This window comes from Robertmurraya phoenicis (assembly GCF_047302285.1).
GTDB lineage: Bacteria > Bacillota > Bacilli > Bacillales > Cytobacillaceae > Robertmurraya.
Genome location: NZ_CP154845.1, coordinates 4,392,786 through 4,409,719, shown reverse-complemented (window position 1 = coordinate 4,409,719; position 16,934 = coordinate 4,392,786). Strand labels below are relative to the sequence as shown.

At 35.8% G+C, this 16,934-nt stretch carries 14 protein-coding genes; 12 read left to right on the top strand and 2 right to left on the bottom strand.

The features are described 5' to 3' along the window. Positions 1-60: 60 nt before the first annotated feature. The gene (gene betA, locus AA0X71_RS21960; protein WP_413357410.1) at positions 61-1,746 is read left to right on the top strand and encodes a choline dehydrogenase; all 1,686 of its coding nucleotides are present in this window, start codon (positions 61-63) and stop codon (positions 1,744-1,746) included. A 168-nt stretch (positions 1,747-1,914) separates the two neighbouring features. Here the strand turns inward: betA and AA0X71_RS21955 are convergent, their stop codons facing one another. Next, the gene (locus AA0X71_RS21955) at positions 1,915-2,814 is read right to left on the bottom strand and encodes a glycine betaine ABC transporter substrate-binding protein (protein ID WP_413357408.1); all 900 of its coding nucleotides are present in this window, start codon (positions 2,812-2,814) and stop codon (positions 1,915-1,917) included. A gap of 181 nt (positions 2,815-2,995) precedes the next feature. After that, positions 2,996-3,547: a choline uptake/conversion transcriptional regulator CudC gene (cudC, locus tag AA0X71_RS21950; RefSeq protein ID WP_413357407.1), complete on the bottom strand. Its 552-nt coding sequence runs from the start codon at positions 3,545-3,547 to the stop codon at positions 2,996-2,998. A 276-nt stretch (positions 3,548-3,823) separates the two neighbouring features. Between cudC and betB the strand changes: the two genes are divergently transcribed. From betB to AA0X71_RS21895, 11 genes are all read left to right on the top strand, one after another. Then, positions 3,824-5,290: a betaine-aldehyde dehydrogenase gene (gene betB, locus AA0X71_RS21945; protein WP_413357406.1), complete on the top strand. Its 1,467-nt coding sequence runs from the start codon at positions 3,824-3,826 to the stop codon at positions 5,288-5,290. Positions 5,291-5,478: 188 nt separating this feature from the next. Then, complete coding sequence (locus AA0X71_RS21940) at positions 5,479-6,609, top strand: 3D domain-containing protein (RefSeq protein ID WP_413357404.1); 1,131 nt, start codon at positions 5,479-5,481, stop codon at positions 6,607-6,609. A gap of 422 nt (positions 6,610-7,031) precedes the next feature. Continuing rightward, positions 7,032-8,171, top strand: a complete 1,140-nt coding sequence (locus AA0X71_RS21935; protein WP_413357403.1) for a CdaR family transcriptional regulator — start codon at positions 7,032-7,034, stop codon at positions 8,169-8,171. Between the two features lie 179 nt (positions 8,172-8,350). Continuing rightward, entirely contained in the window at positions 8,351-9,550 is a 1,200-nt protein-coding gene (locus AA0X71_RS21930) for a glycerate kinase (RefSeq protein WP_413357402.1), read from the top strand. Continuing rightward, on the top strand, positions 9,507-10,505 hold the full coding sequence (locus tag AA0X71_RS21925) for a D-2-hydroxyacid dehydrogenase (protein ID WP_413357401.1): 999 nt from the start codon (positions 9,507-9,509) through the stop codon (positions 10,503-10,505). Before AA0X71_RS21930 ends, AA0X71_RS21925 begins: the two co-directional genes overlap by 44 nt. A gap of 26 nt (positions 10,506-10,531) precedes the next feature. Further along, on the top strand, positions 10,532-11,926 hold the full coding sequence (locus AA0X71_RS21920) for an aldehyde dehydrogenase family protein (protein ID WP_413357399.1): 1,395 nt from the start codon (positions 10,532-10,534) through the stop codon (positions 11,924-11,926). Positions 11,927-11,943: 17 nt separating this feature from the next. Further along, on the top strand, positions 11,944-13,062 hold the full coding sequence (locus AA0X71_RS21915) for an iron-containing alcohol dehydrogenase (protein WP_413357397.1): 1,119 nt from the start codon (positions 11,944-11,946) through the stop codon (positions 13,060-13,062). Positions 13,063-13,077: 15 nt separating this feature from the next. Continuing rightward, on the top strand, positions 13,078-13,983 hold the full coding sequence (locus AA0X71_RS21910; protein ID WP_413357396.1) for a hydroxymethylglutaryl-CoA lyase: 906 nt from the start codon (positions 13,078-13,080) through the stop codon (positions 13,981-13,983). Positions 13,984-14,073: 90 nt separating this feature from the next. Continuing rightward, on the top strand, positions 14,074-15,087 hold the full coding sequence (locus AA0X71_RS21905) for a DctP family TRAP transporter solute-binding subunit (RefSeq protein ID WP_413357395.1): 1,014 nt from the start codon (positions 14,074-14,076) through the stop codon (positions 15,085-15,087). A gap of 59 nt (positions 15,088-15,146) precedes the next feature. Next, positions 15,147-15,653 (top strand): TRAP transporter small permease, encoded by a 507-nt coding sequence (locus AA0X71_RS21900; RefSeq protein WP_413357393.1) that lies wholly within the window; start codon positions 15,147-15,149, stop codon positions 15,651-15,653. After that, a complete protein-coding gene (locus AA0X71_RS21895; protein ID WP_413357391.1) occupies positions 15,650-16,933 on the top strand; it encodes a TRAP transporter large permease in 1,284 nt (427 codons plus the stop codon). Before AA0X71_RS21900 ends, AA0X71_RS21895 begins: the two co-directional genes overlap by 4 nt. The last annotated feature ends 1 nt before the right edge of the window (position 16,934 follow it).

The window sequence follows — 16,934 nt, the reverse complement described above, 5'->3', positions numbered from 1 at the left end:
TAGCTTTTATATTGCTTTGATTCCTGCATTCTATTTTCAGCATCTAAGGAGGTACGAAAAATGAAAGAAACATATGATATTGTGATCGTAGGTGGCGGTAGTGCAGGTTCTGTACTAGGGGACCGTCTAAGCGCAGATGGGACACGGACTGTACTCGTTTTAGAGGCAGGACGAAAGGATTTTTTATGGGATTTGTTGATCCAAATGCCAGCTGCTTTGCCGTTCCCCGCAGGGAAAGCCCTATATGATTGGAGATACGAATCAGATCCTGAACCTTATATGAATGGACGACGTGTTAAGCATGCTAGGGGAAAGGTGCTTGGAGGTTCAGGCTCCATTAACGGAATGATTTTCCAACGTGGAAATCCAATGGACTATGAACGATGGGGAGCAGATCAAGGGATGGAAACGTGGGATTTTGCACATTGTCTCCCATATTTCAAACGCATGGAAAGTGCTTTAGCAGCCGACCGAGAAGATGATTTCCGTGGCCACGATGGTCCTCTTAAACTAGAACGAGGGCCAGCAACTAATCCTCTTTTCCAAGCCTTCTTTGACGCAGCTGAAGAAGCAGGCTACGCACGAACCCCTGATGTGAATGGATTTCGTCAAGAAGGATTCGGTCCATTTGATAAGCATGTGTACAAAGGCCAACGATTTGGGCCTTCGCGTGCCTATCTGCATCCAGCTATGGGGCGTCAAAACCTTACTGTGAAAACCCGAGCTTTTGTTACAAGTATTGATTTCAATGGTACTCGAGCTAACGGTTTGACATATCGTCGAAATGGAAAGACACATCAAGTTATTGCAGGTGAAATCATACTTGCTGGCGGAGCAATCAATACACCACAATTACTTCAGCTATCAGGTGTGGGGGATGCTGAACACTTACGCTCACTTGGCATCAAACCAGTTGTTGACCTTCCGGGGGTAGGAGAAAATCTCCAGGATCATCTCGAAGTATACATTCAACATGCTTGTCCGCTACCGGTTTCCGAACAGCCTAACTTAAATAAAGCACGGATGCCTTGGATCGGTTTGCAGTGGCTACTAGGACGAACAGGTCCAGCAGCGACCAACCATTTTGAAGGGGGAGGGTTCGTCCGTTCGAATGAGGAGGTTGCTTATCCAAATTTGATGTTCCATTTCCTTCCTGTAGCGGTTCGTTACGACGGAAAAAAAGCGGAAACTGCTCATGGATTCCAAGTACATGTAGGACCCATGTATTCCGATGCCCGGGGGAAATTGAAGATCCGTTCGACTGATCCGACTCATCATCCGAGTATGGTTTTCAATTATCTTTCTACTGAACAGGACCGTCGGGAGTGGATTGAAGCAGTAAGAGTTTCGCGTGAGATCCTATCACAGTCAGCTATGGCACCTTATAATTCAGGAGAAATTTCACCTGGTCCAGCGGTTCGTACAGACAAGGAGATTTTGGATTGGGTAGCGAAAGATGCAGAGACTGCTCTTCATCCAAGCTGCACGGCAAAGATGGGGCCAAAATCAGATCCAATGGCCGTCGTTGATCCACTAACGATGAAGGTACATGGGCTTGATAATGTACGAGTGGTCGATGCATCTGCTATGCCTTATGTCACGAATGGCAATATCCATGCACCGGTGTTGATGTTAGCGGAAAAAGCATCAGACATAATCCTTGGACGTAAACCGCTCGATCCTATTCATGCAGACTTCTACCGTCATGGTGTCCATCCAGCCGATGCAGGGACATTAAAACACTAAGAAATATTGCTTACATGAGAAGGTCTCTTTCAAAATGTATTTGCCTGTCAAAACGTACATTTTATGAAAGAGTGCTTCTCTTTTTTATGTGAAGATTTTGGAAGAATAAAAAGAAGCTGGTCCTTGCAAAAAAGGAGTCCGGCTTCATGATTACTTTTATTTATATCTTTATTTTACCCACTCATTAACCAATGTTTGATTTTCATCAACCCATTTTTTAGCTCCCTCAAGAGGGTCTGAAGCACTTTCAACATAGTCGATTAGCTGACCGATTTGTTGATCATCCATCTTCCAATTTTTAAACCAATCATTGACTTTAGGGTAATCCTCTTCAAATCCATGTCTCGTACCATGGTGGATTTTTTCTATACCACCAAATGTATTTTGTGGGTCCTCTAGAAATTTTAAATCATATTTGGAGAATACGGAGTGAGGGCTCCAAAGTGGTGCCACGATAGGTTTTTCGTTTTCTACTGATCTTTGGATTTCAGATAACATCGCAGGTTCGGAGCTTGGTGTTAGTTCAAAATCAAGATTATAGTCTTGAATTAGTTGTTCTGTCACATCCATTGTACCTGCTCCAGGGTCAAATCCGACAATTTCTCCATTAAATAGTTCTTTATGTTCGTTTAAGTCTTCTACACTATTAACTTCTTCTAAGTAGGTTGGAACAACAAGTCCTACTTTTGCATTATCAAACCAAGTAGATTCTGAGAAGTTGACAGTATCCTTATATGTCTCAAAATAATTGGCATCCTGTACGGGTAACCATATCTCTAAACTAACATCTAGATCGCCTGTTTCTAGAGCTTGCATCATTGCGCCCATGCTCAATATGCTAAACTCCACGTTATACCCCTTATCTTCTAATATTGCTTTCCACATATTTGTTACGGCAATATTCTCGGCCCAGTTAATTTGACCAATTGTTAATACTTCCTCATTTACTCCTGATTCTGCCCCTGTTTGCTCAGTGCTTGTCTCCCCACTAGTGCTTCCACATGCTGTCAATAGAGCGATCATGAGTAGCACTAACATAAAACTAAGTTCTTTGTTCCATTTGTTCATGTAAAAAAACTCCCCTTCGTTTTTATATAAATCAATTCAAAACATTAAATATGTTAAGAATTTATTTAATAAAAAGGTTAAAACAAGTCGCTCTCTTTTTTTAGAAGAGATAAGTATGGCATTCTTACTTTGGTAGTCTATAGCCACATCTCTATAGACTACCTGAACACTTCTCTTTAAATTAATCTTGTTGCTCTTTAGGTAAATACTCAAATATTTCTCCACTTTTTATACTTTTAACTAAGTTTTCTAACCAGTGATAATATGTTTTCGATTCTTCTAATTGATCATAGTATTTTTTCGCCTCTGCAACAATTTCTGGTGTGCTAGAGGAATCTTTAATGACATTTATAAAATCCTCTTGTGCTTCTTCAACGGCCTCCAGATTCATTTTTACTTCTCGTTCCCACATTTGACAATAGAAAGCTATAAAAGAACGGAAGAAATTCTTCTCAGCTACATAGGTATGTTTTCTAGAACCGCGTGTAAATGTTTTTTTTACCATTTCTATTTCTTGGAGTTTTCGTACACTCGTACTCATACTTGGTTTACTCATTCCGAGCTCAGTACGCATTTCATCAAGAGTCATCTGCTCTTTAAAATACATCGTCGCATATAAATTTGCAGCAGCTGGCGTCACACCATATAAGTCCATTGTCTCTGCAATGGCACCAATAACTTTGTCTTTGGCTTCTTCTAATTTAATTCTAGATTTTTCAGCAGATTCGCTCATAAGTGTTGCTCCTTCAATATAAAGTAAAGATTGTTAAATATTTTTTAAATCTTATTATAAACTTTATGATACCGTGTTCAGGTTAAATGTCAAATGGAAAAGGTAACTTTCATACATTGTAAGCGCATGCGAACTTTGTGAATTAAACCATTCTAGTTCATTTTTCTTCTTTTTTGAAAATCTTTGACAGCCCTAAAAAGACATGTTACGATTTTCAAAAAACGTTAAATAAATTTTTAATAAACTTAATTTAATATTAAATTGGAGTTGGTCGTTTTGAGTCTAAAACAATACATTAATGGAAAATGGGTAGGAGCTATTTCAGGTAATACACGCGCGATTATTAATCCATTTAATCAAGAAGTCATTGCTATTGTTCCAGAAGGTGATGAATCAGATGCAAAAGCTGCAATCGCTGCAGCAAGAGCAGCTTTTGATAAAGGTGAATGGTCTTCCACTCCAGTAACGGAGCGTGGGGCTATCGTGAGAAAAATAGCTGAATTAATAGAACGAGATAAAGAAGAATTAGCAAGATTGGAATCCCTAGATACTGGTAAAACAGTGGAGGAAAGCTGTGGAGACATGGATGATATCGCGGGAGTGTTTCGCTATTTTGCAGAGCTTGCGGATAAAGATGGTGGGGAATGGATACATTCACCAGTGCCAAATTCTATAAGCAGAGTAGTTCGTGAACCAGTTGGTGTATGCGGCCAAATTACACCTTGGAATTATCCGTTGCTGCAAGCATCTTGGAAATTGGCACCGGCTTTGGTAACAGGTAATACTCTCATTATGAAACCAAGTGAAATCACACCACTTACGACGATTAAAGTATTTGAACTAATGGATGAGGCAGGGGTACCTACTGGAGTTGCTAACTTAGTACTCGGTTCTGGTCATACAGTTGGTGCAGAGTTATCCAGTAATATGGATGTGGACCTTATTTCCTTTACAGGTGGAATGGTTACAGGGAAAAAAATCATGCAAGCAGCTAGTAGCAATGTGAAAAAGCTTGCACTCGAACTTGGTGGTAAAAATCCCAATATCATCTTTGCTGATGCAGATTTTGAAACCGCTGTTGACCAAGCGCTAAATGGGGTATTTTTTCATGCTGGACAAATTTGTTCTGCAGGGACAAGATTAATAGTAGAAGAAAGTATTCACGATGAGTTTATTCATGCTCTTGTTGAACGAGTGAAAAAATTTAAGCTGGGTAGTGGGTTTAACGAAGATACTCAGATGGGTCCGCTTATTTCAGCTGAGCAACTTGCGAAAGTGGAAAGGTATGTAGAAACCGGCATTAAAGAAGGTGCTACATTAGCAGTTGGTGGTAGACGACCAGAAGATCCAGAATTACAAAATGGCTTTTTCTTCTTACCTACCATTTTTACGGACTGCACAACAGACATGACGATTGTTCAAGAGGAAGCTTTTGGTCCTGTTATCACAGTGGAGAAATTTCTTACTGAAGAGGAAGCAGTAAAGCTTGCTAATGATTCTATCTACGGCCTTGCAGGTGGTGTTTGGACGAACGATATTGTGAAAGCTGAACGTTGTGTAGCAAAGATGCGTATGGGTACTGTTTGGATAAATGATTTCAATCTTTACTTCCCACATGCACCATGGGGCGGGTTTAAGCAGTCTGGTATTGGACGCGAACTAGGAAAACTAGGGCTAGAAGAATATACGGAAACGAAGCATATATTCCAAAACCTTAAACCTGAACCTATTAACTGGTTCTAAAATGTAAATTTATTGAAAAAAGCATCTGTGTAAAAGGCGTATCGTCTCACATGGTTACTCAGTGTTGTTCATCGTTTGTACATTCAAATTTAATATTTGAAATGAAATGTTTCACTATTTTAATATAACTGTAATCTTAAAAAAGCCCATTTCTATGTTATAAATGATACATAGGAAGGGGTTGTCTTATGCATTCCTTAAAAAGGGGAGCCATCGCTCTGACAAGTATTTTTTTACTTTCGACAAGTATCGTGGCAAATGCAGAAACAAGTCAAGAAACGATTAACTCGAATCAACATAAACTTCAACAAAATGCTGACATCATTAATGATAAAAAAGTAGAGCAAGACAAAGTAGCTGCTGAACTTCAAAGTGTTCAAAGTGATTTAGCAACCATTGAAAATGAGATAGCTAAAACAAATGAAACCATTAATGCTATTGAGCAAAAAATTACTGAAACAAAACAATTAATTGAAGATAAAAAGGAAGAAATCGTTGTCCTGCAAGATAAGGTCCATGTGCGAAAAGGTGTTATGGAGGAACGATTGGTTTCTTTGCAGCATAACGATCAAGTCAATTTCATTATAGCCGTTTTTCTTAATGCTGAAAGTATCACGGATTTATTTGAACGAGTATCCGCTGTTACGACCATTTTTAGTGCAGATAAAGATTTGCTAGAACAACAGAAAAACGATCTAGCGAAAATTGAAGAAGAAAAAATTGCAATTGATCAACAAGAAACATTATTACAAGAACAATATACTGAATTAGCTACAAATCAAGCAAACTTGGAAAATAGTCTGCAAAAAAGACAACAGGAGCTTGCTTCTGTTCAAGCAAAGTATAATTCAATTAGTCATGAAATTAATTTAGCTGAAAAAGAAAAGGAAAAAATTCAGAATCAGTTAAAACAGGCTCAGAATAAATTAAAACAAGAGCAGGAAAATGCAGCCAAAGTTAAGGCAGCCACTACAGCAAATGCTAGCAATACACAGTCAAATAACAATCAACCAAAAGCGAATAGCAGTGTGAAAAAAGAGATGTATGTAACGGCAACAGCCTATAGTCATGAAACTTCGGCAACTGGATTGACCTATATGGGTCATAATATCAAGAAAAATCCAAACATGAAGCTAATTGCGGTAGATCCCTCGGTTATCCCATTAGGTTCCAAAGTGTGGGTCGAAGGTTATGGAGAAGCCATCGCAGGTGATACAGGCAGTGCGATTATAGGTCATAAAATAGATGTATTAATGCCAAATGGTGCTAAAGCAATTCAATGGGGACGGAAAGTGGTTAAAATAAAGATATTGAATTAATAAATCGGGGGGCGCTTATTTTGAGCGCTCTTTGTTTTTGTTTAACGCTGTTTTCGCATAGATTGTTTTTTGTAAAATCCCTGAAGCTAACTTGTACCCATATTCATGGGTACTGTTATACATTAAGTTCGCGACAACACTTTTCCCTTCCTCTTTATCATTTTTGTAAGAGGAACTGCAGGAAGAACGGACCCTTGTTACTATCCAAAAGCAACAAGGTTTTTTCGAAAGGAATAAACAATGTTTGCGAAAAATACACATCTACTTAATTTTTAGAATATAATAAAATTTATAAAAGCTAAATTGATATTTAAAAAACTTTGTAAATTATATATTATCTAGAAATTGAGAACAGTACTAATTTAAATAGGTTGATGTCTCTTAAATTCATATATTTATTTCTAACTAAGGAGGAAAGGGATGTGAAAGTAACTGCTCGCTTGGCAACTAATATTGTGGACAAGATGAAAGAAATCATAAACCAAGACATCAATTATATTAATGAAAATTCTATAATCATTGCTAGTACTAATAAGACTAGAATAGGGAACTATCATGGTGGCGCTCAAAAAGTATTGGAAAGTAATGAGAGACTAATAATCACAGTTGAAAATGAATATGAGGGAACTAGAAAAGGTATAAATGTACCAATTCATCATGATAATAAGGTGATAGGCGTTATTGGAATCACTGGTACTGAAGAAGAGGTTTCAAAATTCGGAGAAATAATAAAAAGTATGACGGAAATTCTTATTAAGGAAGCATTTATTCAGGAACAGATAAAATTAGAAAGTGAGAGTAAAAAACAATTTATCGAGGATCTGCTTTTTCGTATTTATGACGATGATAAATTGTCACTAAAGATACGCTCAGAGTTGTTAGATGTAGAAATAGATGTTCCTAGAATTATAGCAATCGCTAGAATTGATGAAAACTATAAACCAAAATACATCATCTCGCATGAATTTCAGGAAGAAATTTTTAAACTTATAAATAGATATATTGACTTTGATAAACAAAACATAATGATTAAAAGCGGTATTAACTATTTGCTTTTTCTAAAAGCAGAAACTATCAAAGATATAAAGAGTCTTTTAAATAATATATCCAAAAAGATCGAAGAAAAACTAAATGTAAATGTTTATTTTGGTATAGGTAGTAATGGGATAAATAAAAATGAAGTCAGAGACTCTTATGATAAAGCAAGAAAAGCATTAAACGTAGCCTTAATTCATAAGGAAGAAAAGGTTGTAAACTATTCTGAACTTGATGTTGACCTGATTATAGATGATTTATCTCAAGTAGTAAAAGAAAAATATATTAATGATGTATTTAAGAGTATTGATGATTCACAGGTTGATTCATATATTGATTTATTATTGACTTATTTTAAAAATGATGGCTCTATTATAAAAACAGCAGAAGAGTTATTTTTGCATAAGAATACCTTGCAGTATAAACTAAAAAAACTTAAAAAATTAACGGGCTACGACCCAAGAAAATCCCGCGACCAAATGGTTTTATACCTTGCTATCCTAGTATATAAAAATATGAATAAATGAATTATCCATTGATCTATTTGTTATAAGTAACAATTACTTCCTGCTTATAATTTAATATTTAGTGCTCTATACCATAGATGAATTATTTGAAAAATTCTATAATTCAATTATGTAAGCGTTTTAAAATATGGTGGTTAACAATCAAAATGTTAAATCGGTCTTAGTGAAAGGAGGTAATTATGAAGATTATTATTGCTTCTGATTCTTTTAAAGGAAGTTATTCTACCTTTGAAGTTGCTGATGCGATTGAAAAAGGGATCAGAAAAGTAAATAAAGAGGCCACTATTATTAAAATACCAGTAGCGGATGGCGGTGAGGGTACTGTTGATGCGTTGGTATTAGGTACAGGTGGTAGATATGAAGAAGTAGATGTATTTGGTCCATTAGGAACTAAAACTACGGCTAATATCGGAGTACTTAAAGATAATGTGGCAGTAATTGAAATGGCATCAGCATCAGGTCTACCACTACTGAAAAAAAGTGAATTAAACCCACTACTTACTACCACTTACGGTACAGGGCAGATGATAAAAGCTGCATTAGATTTGGGTTGCAGGAAAATTCTTATCGGTCTAGGTGGAAGTGCAACGAATGATGGTGGAGTTGGGATGGCTCAAGCATTAGGGGTGTCTTTTAAAAACAGATTCGGAGAAGAAATTGGATTTGGCGGTAGTGAATTAATTCATATTCATGATATTGACATTGCAAATCTTGATAAGAGAATTTATGAAACAGAAATAATTATTATGTCAGATGTAACTAATCCTTTATGTGGAAAGAATGGAGCATCTTATATTTATGGACCGCAAAAGGGTGCAACAAAAGAAATTATAGAGTTATTAGATCATCACTTAAGCCATTACGCTTCGGTGTTAAAAGAAAAGTTAGGGAAAGATGTAAAAGAAGTTGAGGGTGCTGGTGCAGCAGGAGGATTAGGTGCAGGAATACTAGCTTTCTGTAATGGAATTATGAGTCCTGGAATAGACAAAGTCTTAGAAGTTTCTGGTTTAAATGAACATTTAAATGATGCTGATTTAGTTATTACTGGTGAGGGCAGAATTGATTACCAAACGATTTACGGAAAGGTTCCTGTAGGAGTTGGAATAAAATCGTTAAGTAAAAATGTTCCCGTCGTAGCAATCGTTGGTAGTATTGGTGAAGGTGCATCAGAAGTTTATTCACATGGAATTAATGCAATTTTCGATATTATTAATAAACCAATGTCATTAACTGATGCAATGGAAAGTGTTTCACCTCTATTAGAGCAAGCCGCTGAAAATGTAATGAGACTTATAAATATCGGTGGACTTAGTAGTCATACCAGAAGTTTAAATAATGAAGGTAAGGAGCCGGTTCTTTATGAAAATAGTGGTACTTGATGGCTATACGACATCTCCGGGTGACTTAAGTTGGGCAGATTTTGAACAGTTGGGTGAACTGAGGGTGTACGAACGCACTACATACGATTACAAAGAAGAACAAAAAGTAATTGAGAATATTAAAGATGCTGAGATTGTTTTTACGAATAAAACACCAATTACTAGGTCGATAATAGAGTCAGTTCCTAATGTGAAGTATATCGGTGTTTTAGCAACTGGATATAATGTTGTAGATATAGATACAGCTAAAGAGAGAGGAATAGTAGTAACAAATATACCAACATATGGTACTAATGCCGTTGCGCAAATGACATTCGCACTAATGCTAGAAATGTGTCATCATGTCGGAGCACATAATGAAGCAGTGAAAAAAGGTGAATGGACAAATAACTTAGATTGGTGTTTTTGGAATTACCCATTAATTGAGTTAGCCGATAAGAAACTAGGGATTGTTGGTTTTGGAAGAATCGGGAGAGCTGTAGCTCAAATTGCAGTTGCTTTCGGTATGAAAGTATTAGCATTTGATGAATATAGGGATGTGAATTTAGTTAGTGATGATATAAAGTATGTAGATTTAGATGAATTGTTTAGAGAATCTGACGTAATAAGTCTACATTGTCCATTATTTGAAAATACAAAAGGAATAATAAATGCAAGTTCAATTAAGAAAATGAAAGATGGAGTTATGATTATCAATACGTCGAGAGGTCCTTTAATAGAAGAATCTGATTTAGCAGAGGCATTAAATAACGGGAAAGTGGGCGGTGCTGCAGTGGATGTCGTATCCTCTGAGCCTATTAATAGTGATAATGCCTTACTTTTTGCTAAGAATTGTATTATTACTCCTCATATTTCCTGGGCACCGAAGGAATCGAGGAAAAGGCTAATGGATATCGCCTTAGATAACTTAAAAAGCTATCTTGAAGATCATCCAATCAACGTAATAAATAATTAATATTAATTGATAGGAGTGAATTATAGGTGAGTACAGATCAACAAACAATTAAGGAATTAATCGCTAGAGCTAGAAAAGCACAAGAAATTGCAGAAGGTTTTTCTCAAAGGAAAGTGGATGAATTAGCAGCGGCAATTATATATAAACTCTCGAGACCTGAGTTAGCAAGGGAATTAGCTGTTCAATGTGTAGAAGAAACTGATATAGGAAATATTGAATCAAAAATAGCAAAATTGACTCAAAAAATGCCTGCAGTATTTTATCAAATAAAATCTCAAAAAACAGTTGGAGTTATTGAAGAAGACTTGGAAATGGGAATTCAAAAAATAGCTAAACCATTAGGTGTAATTGCTGCTTTGGTACCAAGCACTAATCCTGAAGCAACACCAATTTTTAAAGGTGTACTTGGATTAAGAGCTAGGAATGCAGTTATTTTTGCTCCCCATCCAATAAGTAAACAAACTACTATGAAAGTAACGAATATTATGCGTGAAATATTGGAGAAAAATGGAGCTCCAAAAGATTTATTTATTTGTATTGATAAACCATCAAAATCTCTTTCTCAAGAACTCATGGCACAAGCTGATATAACAATGGCTACGGGAAGTGGTGACATGGTGAGGGCGGCGTATAGTTCTGGAAAGCCAGCATATGGTGTAGGTGCAGGAAATGCGGTTGTAATCGTAGACGAAACTGCTGACCTTCATGATGCAGCTGAAAAAATCAGGATTGGAAAAACAGGGGATAACGCTTCTGGATGTTCAGCTGAAAATTCTTTAGTAATTCATGAGAGTATCTATGAGGAAATGCTAAGTCTCCTTCAAGAACAAGGAGGATATTTGGTATCTTCTGAAGAGAAAGAAAGATTGAAAGAAACGATGTGGATTGATGGGCATCTTTCAAGAGATATTGTAGCGAAACCAGTTGATAGAATTGCTTCACTGGCCAAAATAGAAATTCCAACTGAAGCTAAATTTTTAATGGTGAAAGAAACAGGTGTTGGAAAAGATTATCCTTTTTCTGGAGAAAAAATGTCATTGGTCTTAACAATCTATAAGTATAGTGATTTTGATGAAGCGGTGGATAAAGTCAATAAAATAACCCAATACTCAGGTTTAGGACATTCATGTGGTATTCATTCAAATAACAACGACCATATTTTGAAGTTAGCTCTAAATACAAAAACTACCAAAGTAATAGTGAGGCAACCACATGGTGCTGCAAATAGTGGTAATTGGTTTAATGGTCTTGCAAATACCTTCTCTTTAGGCTGTGGTACATGGGGAGGAAACATTGTTTCAGAAAATGTAACTCAAAAACACTATATGAATACAACTTGGGTGGCGAGGCCAATTGATAGAAAGCCAGCTTCTGAGGAAGAAATATTTGGTGACCTATTGAAATCTGTTGTATTGGTATAGAAAGGAGAAATACCATTATGTATAATTTCCAGCTTAAACCATCTATACATGAGTTTGAATCACTAGGCGAATTTGTTGAGAACTTTCAAGTGAATTCAAATGATACGATTTTTACTGAAAAATTTCTGTATGAAAAATATATGAAAGGTAAGGTAGACTGTAATTTTCTTTTTCAAGATGATTACGGTCTTGGGGAGCCAAGTGATATTGTCATAGATAAAATATTGAAAGATATTTACGGTAAGCCGATTAAAAGAATTATTGGTATAGGAGGAGGATCGATTTTAGATATATCAAAACTTCTTGCAATTCAAGATGCTACTACAACTGAAGACATTTTCGATGAAAAAATCCCATTGGTGCGGGATAAAGAATTGGTATTGATTCCTACTACTTGTGGAACAGGTTGTGAAGTTACCTGTGTATCAGTTGTTGATATGAGTAAAAGGAAAACCAAAATAGGAAAAAGAATTGAAGCTAACTTTGCTGATTCAGCAGTACTAATTGAAGAACTTTTAGATAGTATCCCTGAGAAAGTATTCTTGTTTAGTTCTGTTGATGCTCTTATTCACGCAATGGAGATTTTTGTAGCTCAAACTGGAAATCCTTATAACGATGTTTTTTGTAAATCGGCTATAGAAATAATTTTATCGCATTATAAAAAACTAGTTAAAGATGGAATTGAAACTAGATTTGAGTATATGAATGAATTCTTGAGAGCTAGCACATTTGCTGGGATCGCTCTATCTAACACCGCATGCGGTGCAGTTCATGCATTTGCAATGCATTTTGGAAGTGTCCATCACGTAGCTCATGGTGAATCTAACACGAGGTTTCTAACTAGTGTATTTAACAAGTATGCTGAAATTTCTCCAAATGGTAAATTACAAGATCTATCAAACATTATTAATGAGACTTTAGAAATAGATACTGATATTGAAGGTTCTTTTCTTGCCCTAGAGGAATTAATCAATCACCTTATTCCTAAGAAAAGATTACGAGAATACGGGGTAAAAAGTGAAGATATAGAAGACTATGTTGACAAAGTTATAGAAGGCCAACAGAGATTATTAAAAAATAATTTTGTCCCGTTGTCTCGTAATGATTTGATTAGTATTTTTAACAAAGCTTATTAGTTAGGAGGCTGGAACTTGGAAAGAAAAAAAGTTGAGATTATCGAGGTAGGGCCAAGAGATGGTTTTCAGAATGTAAGTAGCTTTATCCCTACGGAAATTAAATTAGAGACAATTGATCGATTAATTAATGCTGGTTTGAAAAATATTCAAATTACATCCTTTGTATCTCCAAAGGCAATTCCTCAAATGAAGGACGCAGAAAAAGTGACAAAAAAATGTTTAGAGAAATATCCACATTCCAAATTATTCGCTTTAGTACCAAATTTATTTGGTGCTAAAGCAGCGGTCGAATGTGGCCTTACTGAATTAACGTATGTTATATCAGTAAGTGAAACTCATAATCGAAAAAATGTAAAAAGAACACATCATGAATCCTTCAATGAATTAGAAGAAATTCTAAATATATTTCCAGAGATAAAAATCAATTTAGATGTTGCCACTACATTTGGATGTCCCTATGAAGGTGAGTTTTCCATCGAAACAATTATGACGTTTTTGGAAAGGGCTTACAATATAGGGATTAGATCATTTAACTTATGTGATACTGTAGGTTTAGCATATCCATCGTTGATTAGAACTGTAGTCACAAATGTTTTAGCTAAGTATTCTGATTGTGAAATTCAAATCCATATTCATGATACTAGAAACATGGGAATTGTAAATTCACTTACTGCTGTTGAATGTGGAATTAATAAAATTCAAACCGCTCTAGGGGGACTAGGTGGATGTCCGTTTGCTCCAGGTGCTTCTGGAAATACCTCCACAGAAGACTTTGTTTATATGCTAAATAAGATGGGTTATAACACAGGGATCGATAGTGAATTAGTTCTCAACGCGGCAAAGTATTTGAAAGAAAACGTGGAAGGTAATTACAGTGGACATCATATTTTCATTGATAAAAACAAAGTATCTACTCAATAACATTTAACTTGGATCCTTGTTCTTATCTATCTACTAAAATAGTGACTAAAAAACATATTATTGAATTACTTTGAATAGGGAAGGTGAAAAATGGTGAAAAAAAGTATTCGTAAGAAATTATATTTTGTAATCTTATTAATTTTTGTATTGCTACTAACTGCGTGCGGTGGTGGTTCAACGTCAACTAGTGGAGAAGGTAGCGGTGATAAGATTACTTTTAAATTTGGACATGTGCTTGCTCCTGATCATCCATATAATTTAGCTGCGGAAAAGTTTAAAGAAGTATTAGAAAGTAATGCACCACAAGAGGTTCAAGTTGAAATATTTCATAGTGCTCAATTAGGGAGTGAACGTGATTTAACAGAAGGACTTCAACTTGGGACAGTGGATATTGCAATTGCACCGGGTACAATTGGATCATTTGAGCCTAAAATGGGTGTACTAGATCTCCCATACATTTTCAGAGATCGTGAACATGCTTATAAGGTGCTAGATGGTGAAATTGGGCAAGAATTAGCTGCGGACCTTCCAGCATCAGATTTAAGACTTCTGTCTTATTGGGAGAATGGTTTTCGACAAATTTCCAACAGTCAAAAACCAATTAACACACCAGAGGATCTAAAAGGCATTAAAATAAGAGTTCCAGAAAACAGTATTTATGTAGATACTTTTAAAGAATGGGGAGCAAATGTTACTACTATGGCATTTGGAGAACTTTATACTGCTCTTCAACAAAAAGCAGTTGATGGGCAGGAAAACCCATTGGCCTTAATTTATACAAATAAATTTTATGAAACACAAGAATATTTATCAATGACTGGACATTTTTATGGACCAGCACAAGTTCTAATTTCAGAAAAGAAATGGCAGAGTCTATCACCTGAAATGCAGGAGGCTGTACAAAAGGCGGTAGATGAGGCTAGAGATTTTGAACGTCAACTACTAAATGATAAGGATAACGAGTATCTAGAAAACTTGAAGTCTGAAGGTATGAAAGTAAATGAAGTTGACGTAGAAGCATTTCAAAAAGCTTCTGAACCTGTATGGGAGATGTATAGTGAGGAGTTTGGAGATTTAATTGAGAGAATCCAAGCTGTAGAATAACAAAATAACAATACAGAGGATTAGCAGTTCCTCTGTATTGCTTATTAGGGGGAACACTTTTGAGAAAACTATTAAAAAAATTAGACAAAATAGAAGAATATGTCTTAATCGTAGCATTTCCACTAATGCTCCTTTTTGTATTTTCTGCCACTATTTTTCGTTACTTTCAATTAGGGTCTCTTACCTGGGCAGATGAAGCTTCACGATATCTTATGATATGGCTAGCCTTTGCTGGAATTGGATTAGGATTTAAGAAAAATGCTCATTTAGGATTAAGTTTTTTTGTCAATAGATTTTCAAAATTTGGTCAAAAAATATTATATTTTATTCGTGCGATCGCAATCCTTGTTTTTGGAGGATTATTATCGTACTTCACTATTCTGATCTTAATTAATCAAACTCAGAATGGTCAATTGTCACCGGTAATGGGGATACCTATGTGGCTTGTTTATTTAGCTTTGCTATTTGGTTCAACTATGATGATTATAAGAACATTGCAACTTACAATAGTAAGTTTGAAAATGAAGGATATTAATTCAGATGGTGAGGGGGGAGATATAATATGATCACATTAGTTTTATTATTAAGCCTGGGAATATTGTTATTACTTAATGTCCCGATAGGCGTAAGTCTAGGGCTGGCAACTTTTTTAACTATTTTTGCCAATACTCTATCAATTCCTTTAACTGTTATTCCGCAAAAAATGTTAACTTCTATTGACTCCTTCCCATTTATGGCTATACCGTTCTTTATGTTTGCTGGAACAATTATGCAAGCTGGGGGAATATCAAGACGTCTAATCAATTTCGCAAAATGCCTCGTAGGTGCACTTCCTGGGGGGCTAGGAATTATCAGTGTTTTCTCCTCGGCATTTTTTGGGGCGATATCAGGATCAAATGCTGCAACCGTAGCTGCAATAGGTAAAATTATGATACCTTCGATGGAGAAAGAAAAATATCCAAAAGATTATGCTAGTGCAGTTGTGTCTGCAGCTGGAACATTAGGCGTTGTTGTACCTCCGAGTGTTCCGATGATAACATATGGTGTCATAAGTGGAGTTTCGATTGGCTCTCTATTTTTAGCAGGTATCATTCCTGCAATACTTATGGTTTTAGCATTAAGTATAGCTATAATATATTTTGCCAATAAACATAACTTGCCTAAAGGGAGATTTTCATTCAGGCAATTAGGTAAATCTTTTATCGATGCTATATTTGCAATATTAATGCCAGTAATAGTCTTAGGTGGTATTTACGGAGGGTACTTTACACCAACTGAAGCGGCTGCTGTAGCGTGTATATATGCGATAATTATTACTTTTGTAGTGTACCGTGAAATCAAAATATCTGACCTCAAAAAAATAATTGTTGATTCAGGTCAATCTACTGCAATTGTCTTTTTTGTGATCGCTACATCAAGTGCGTTTTCTTGGCTTCTTACTTCTGAAAGGATACCTGATACTATAGCGTCAGGAATTTTAGGTATCTCAGATAATGCAATAATCATTCTTCTGGCAATTAATCTTATGTTGATCGTATTTGGAGTTTTTCTAGAAACAAATGCGATAATATTACTTTTAACACCTATTCTATTACCGATAGCAGCTCAGATCGGTTTAGACCCAATAGTCTTAGGTATCATTTTGGTTGTGAATACTTCAATTGGAATGATCACTCCGCCAATGGCATTAAATATAGTTATAGCATCTGGAATAAGTGGTGCATCAATAGAGAGTATAAGTAGAAAAGTCACTCCATTTTTTATTATGTTATTTATAGTGGTGTTGTTGATAACATATATTCCAAGTCTTATTACGTACTTACCAAATATTCTTGGGAATGTTTAGA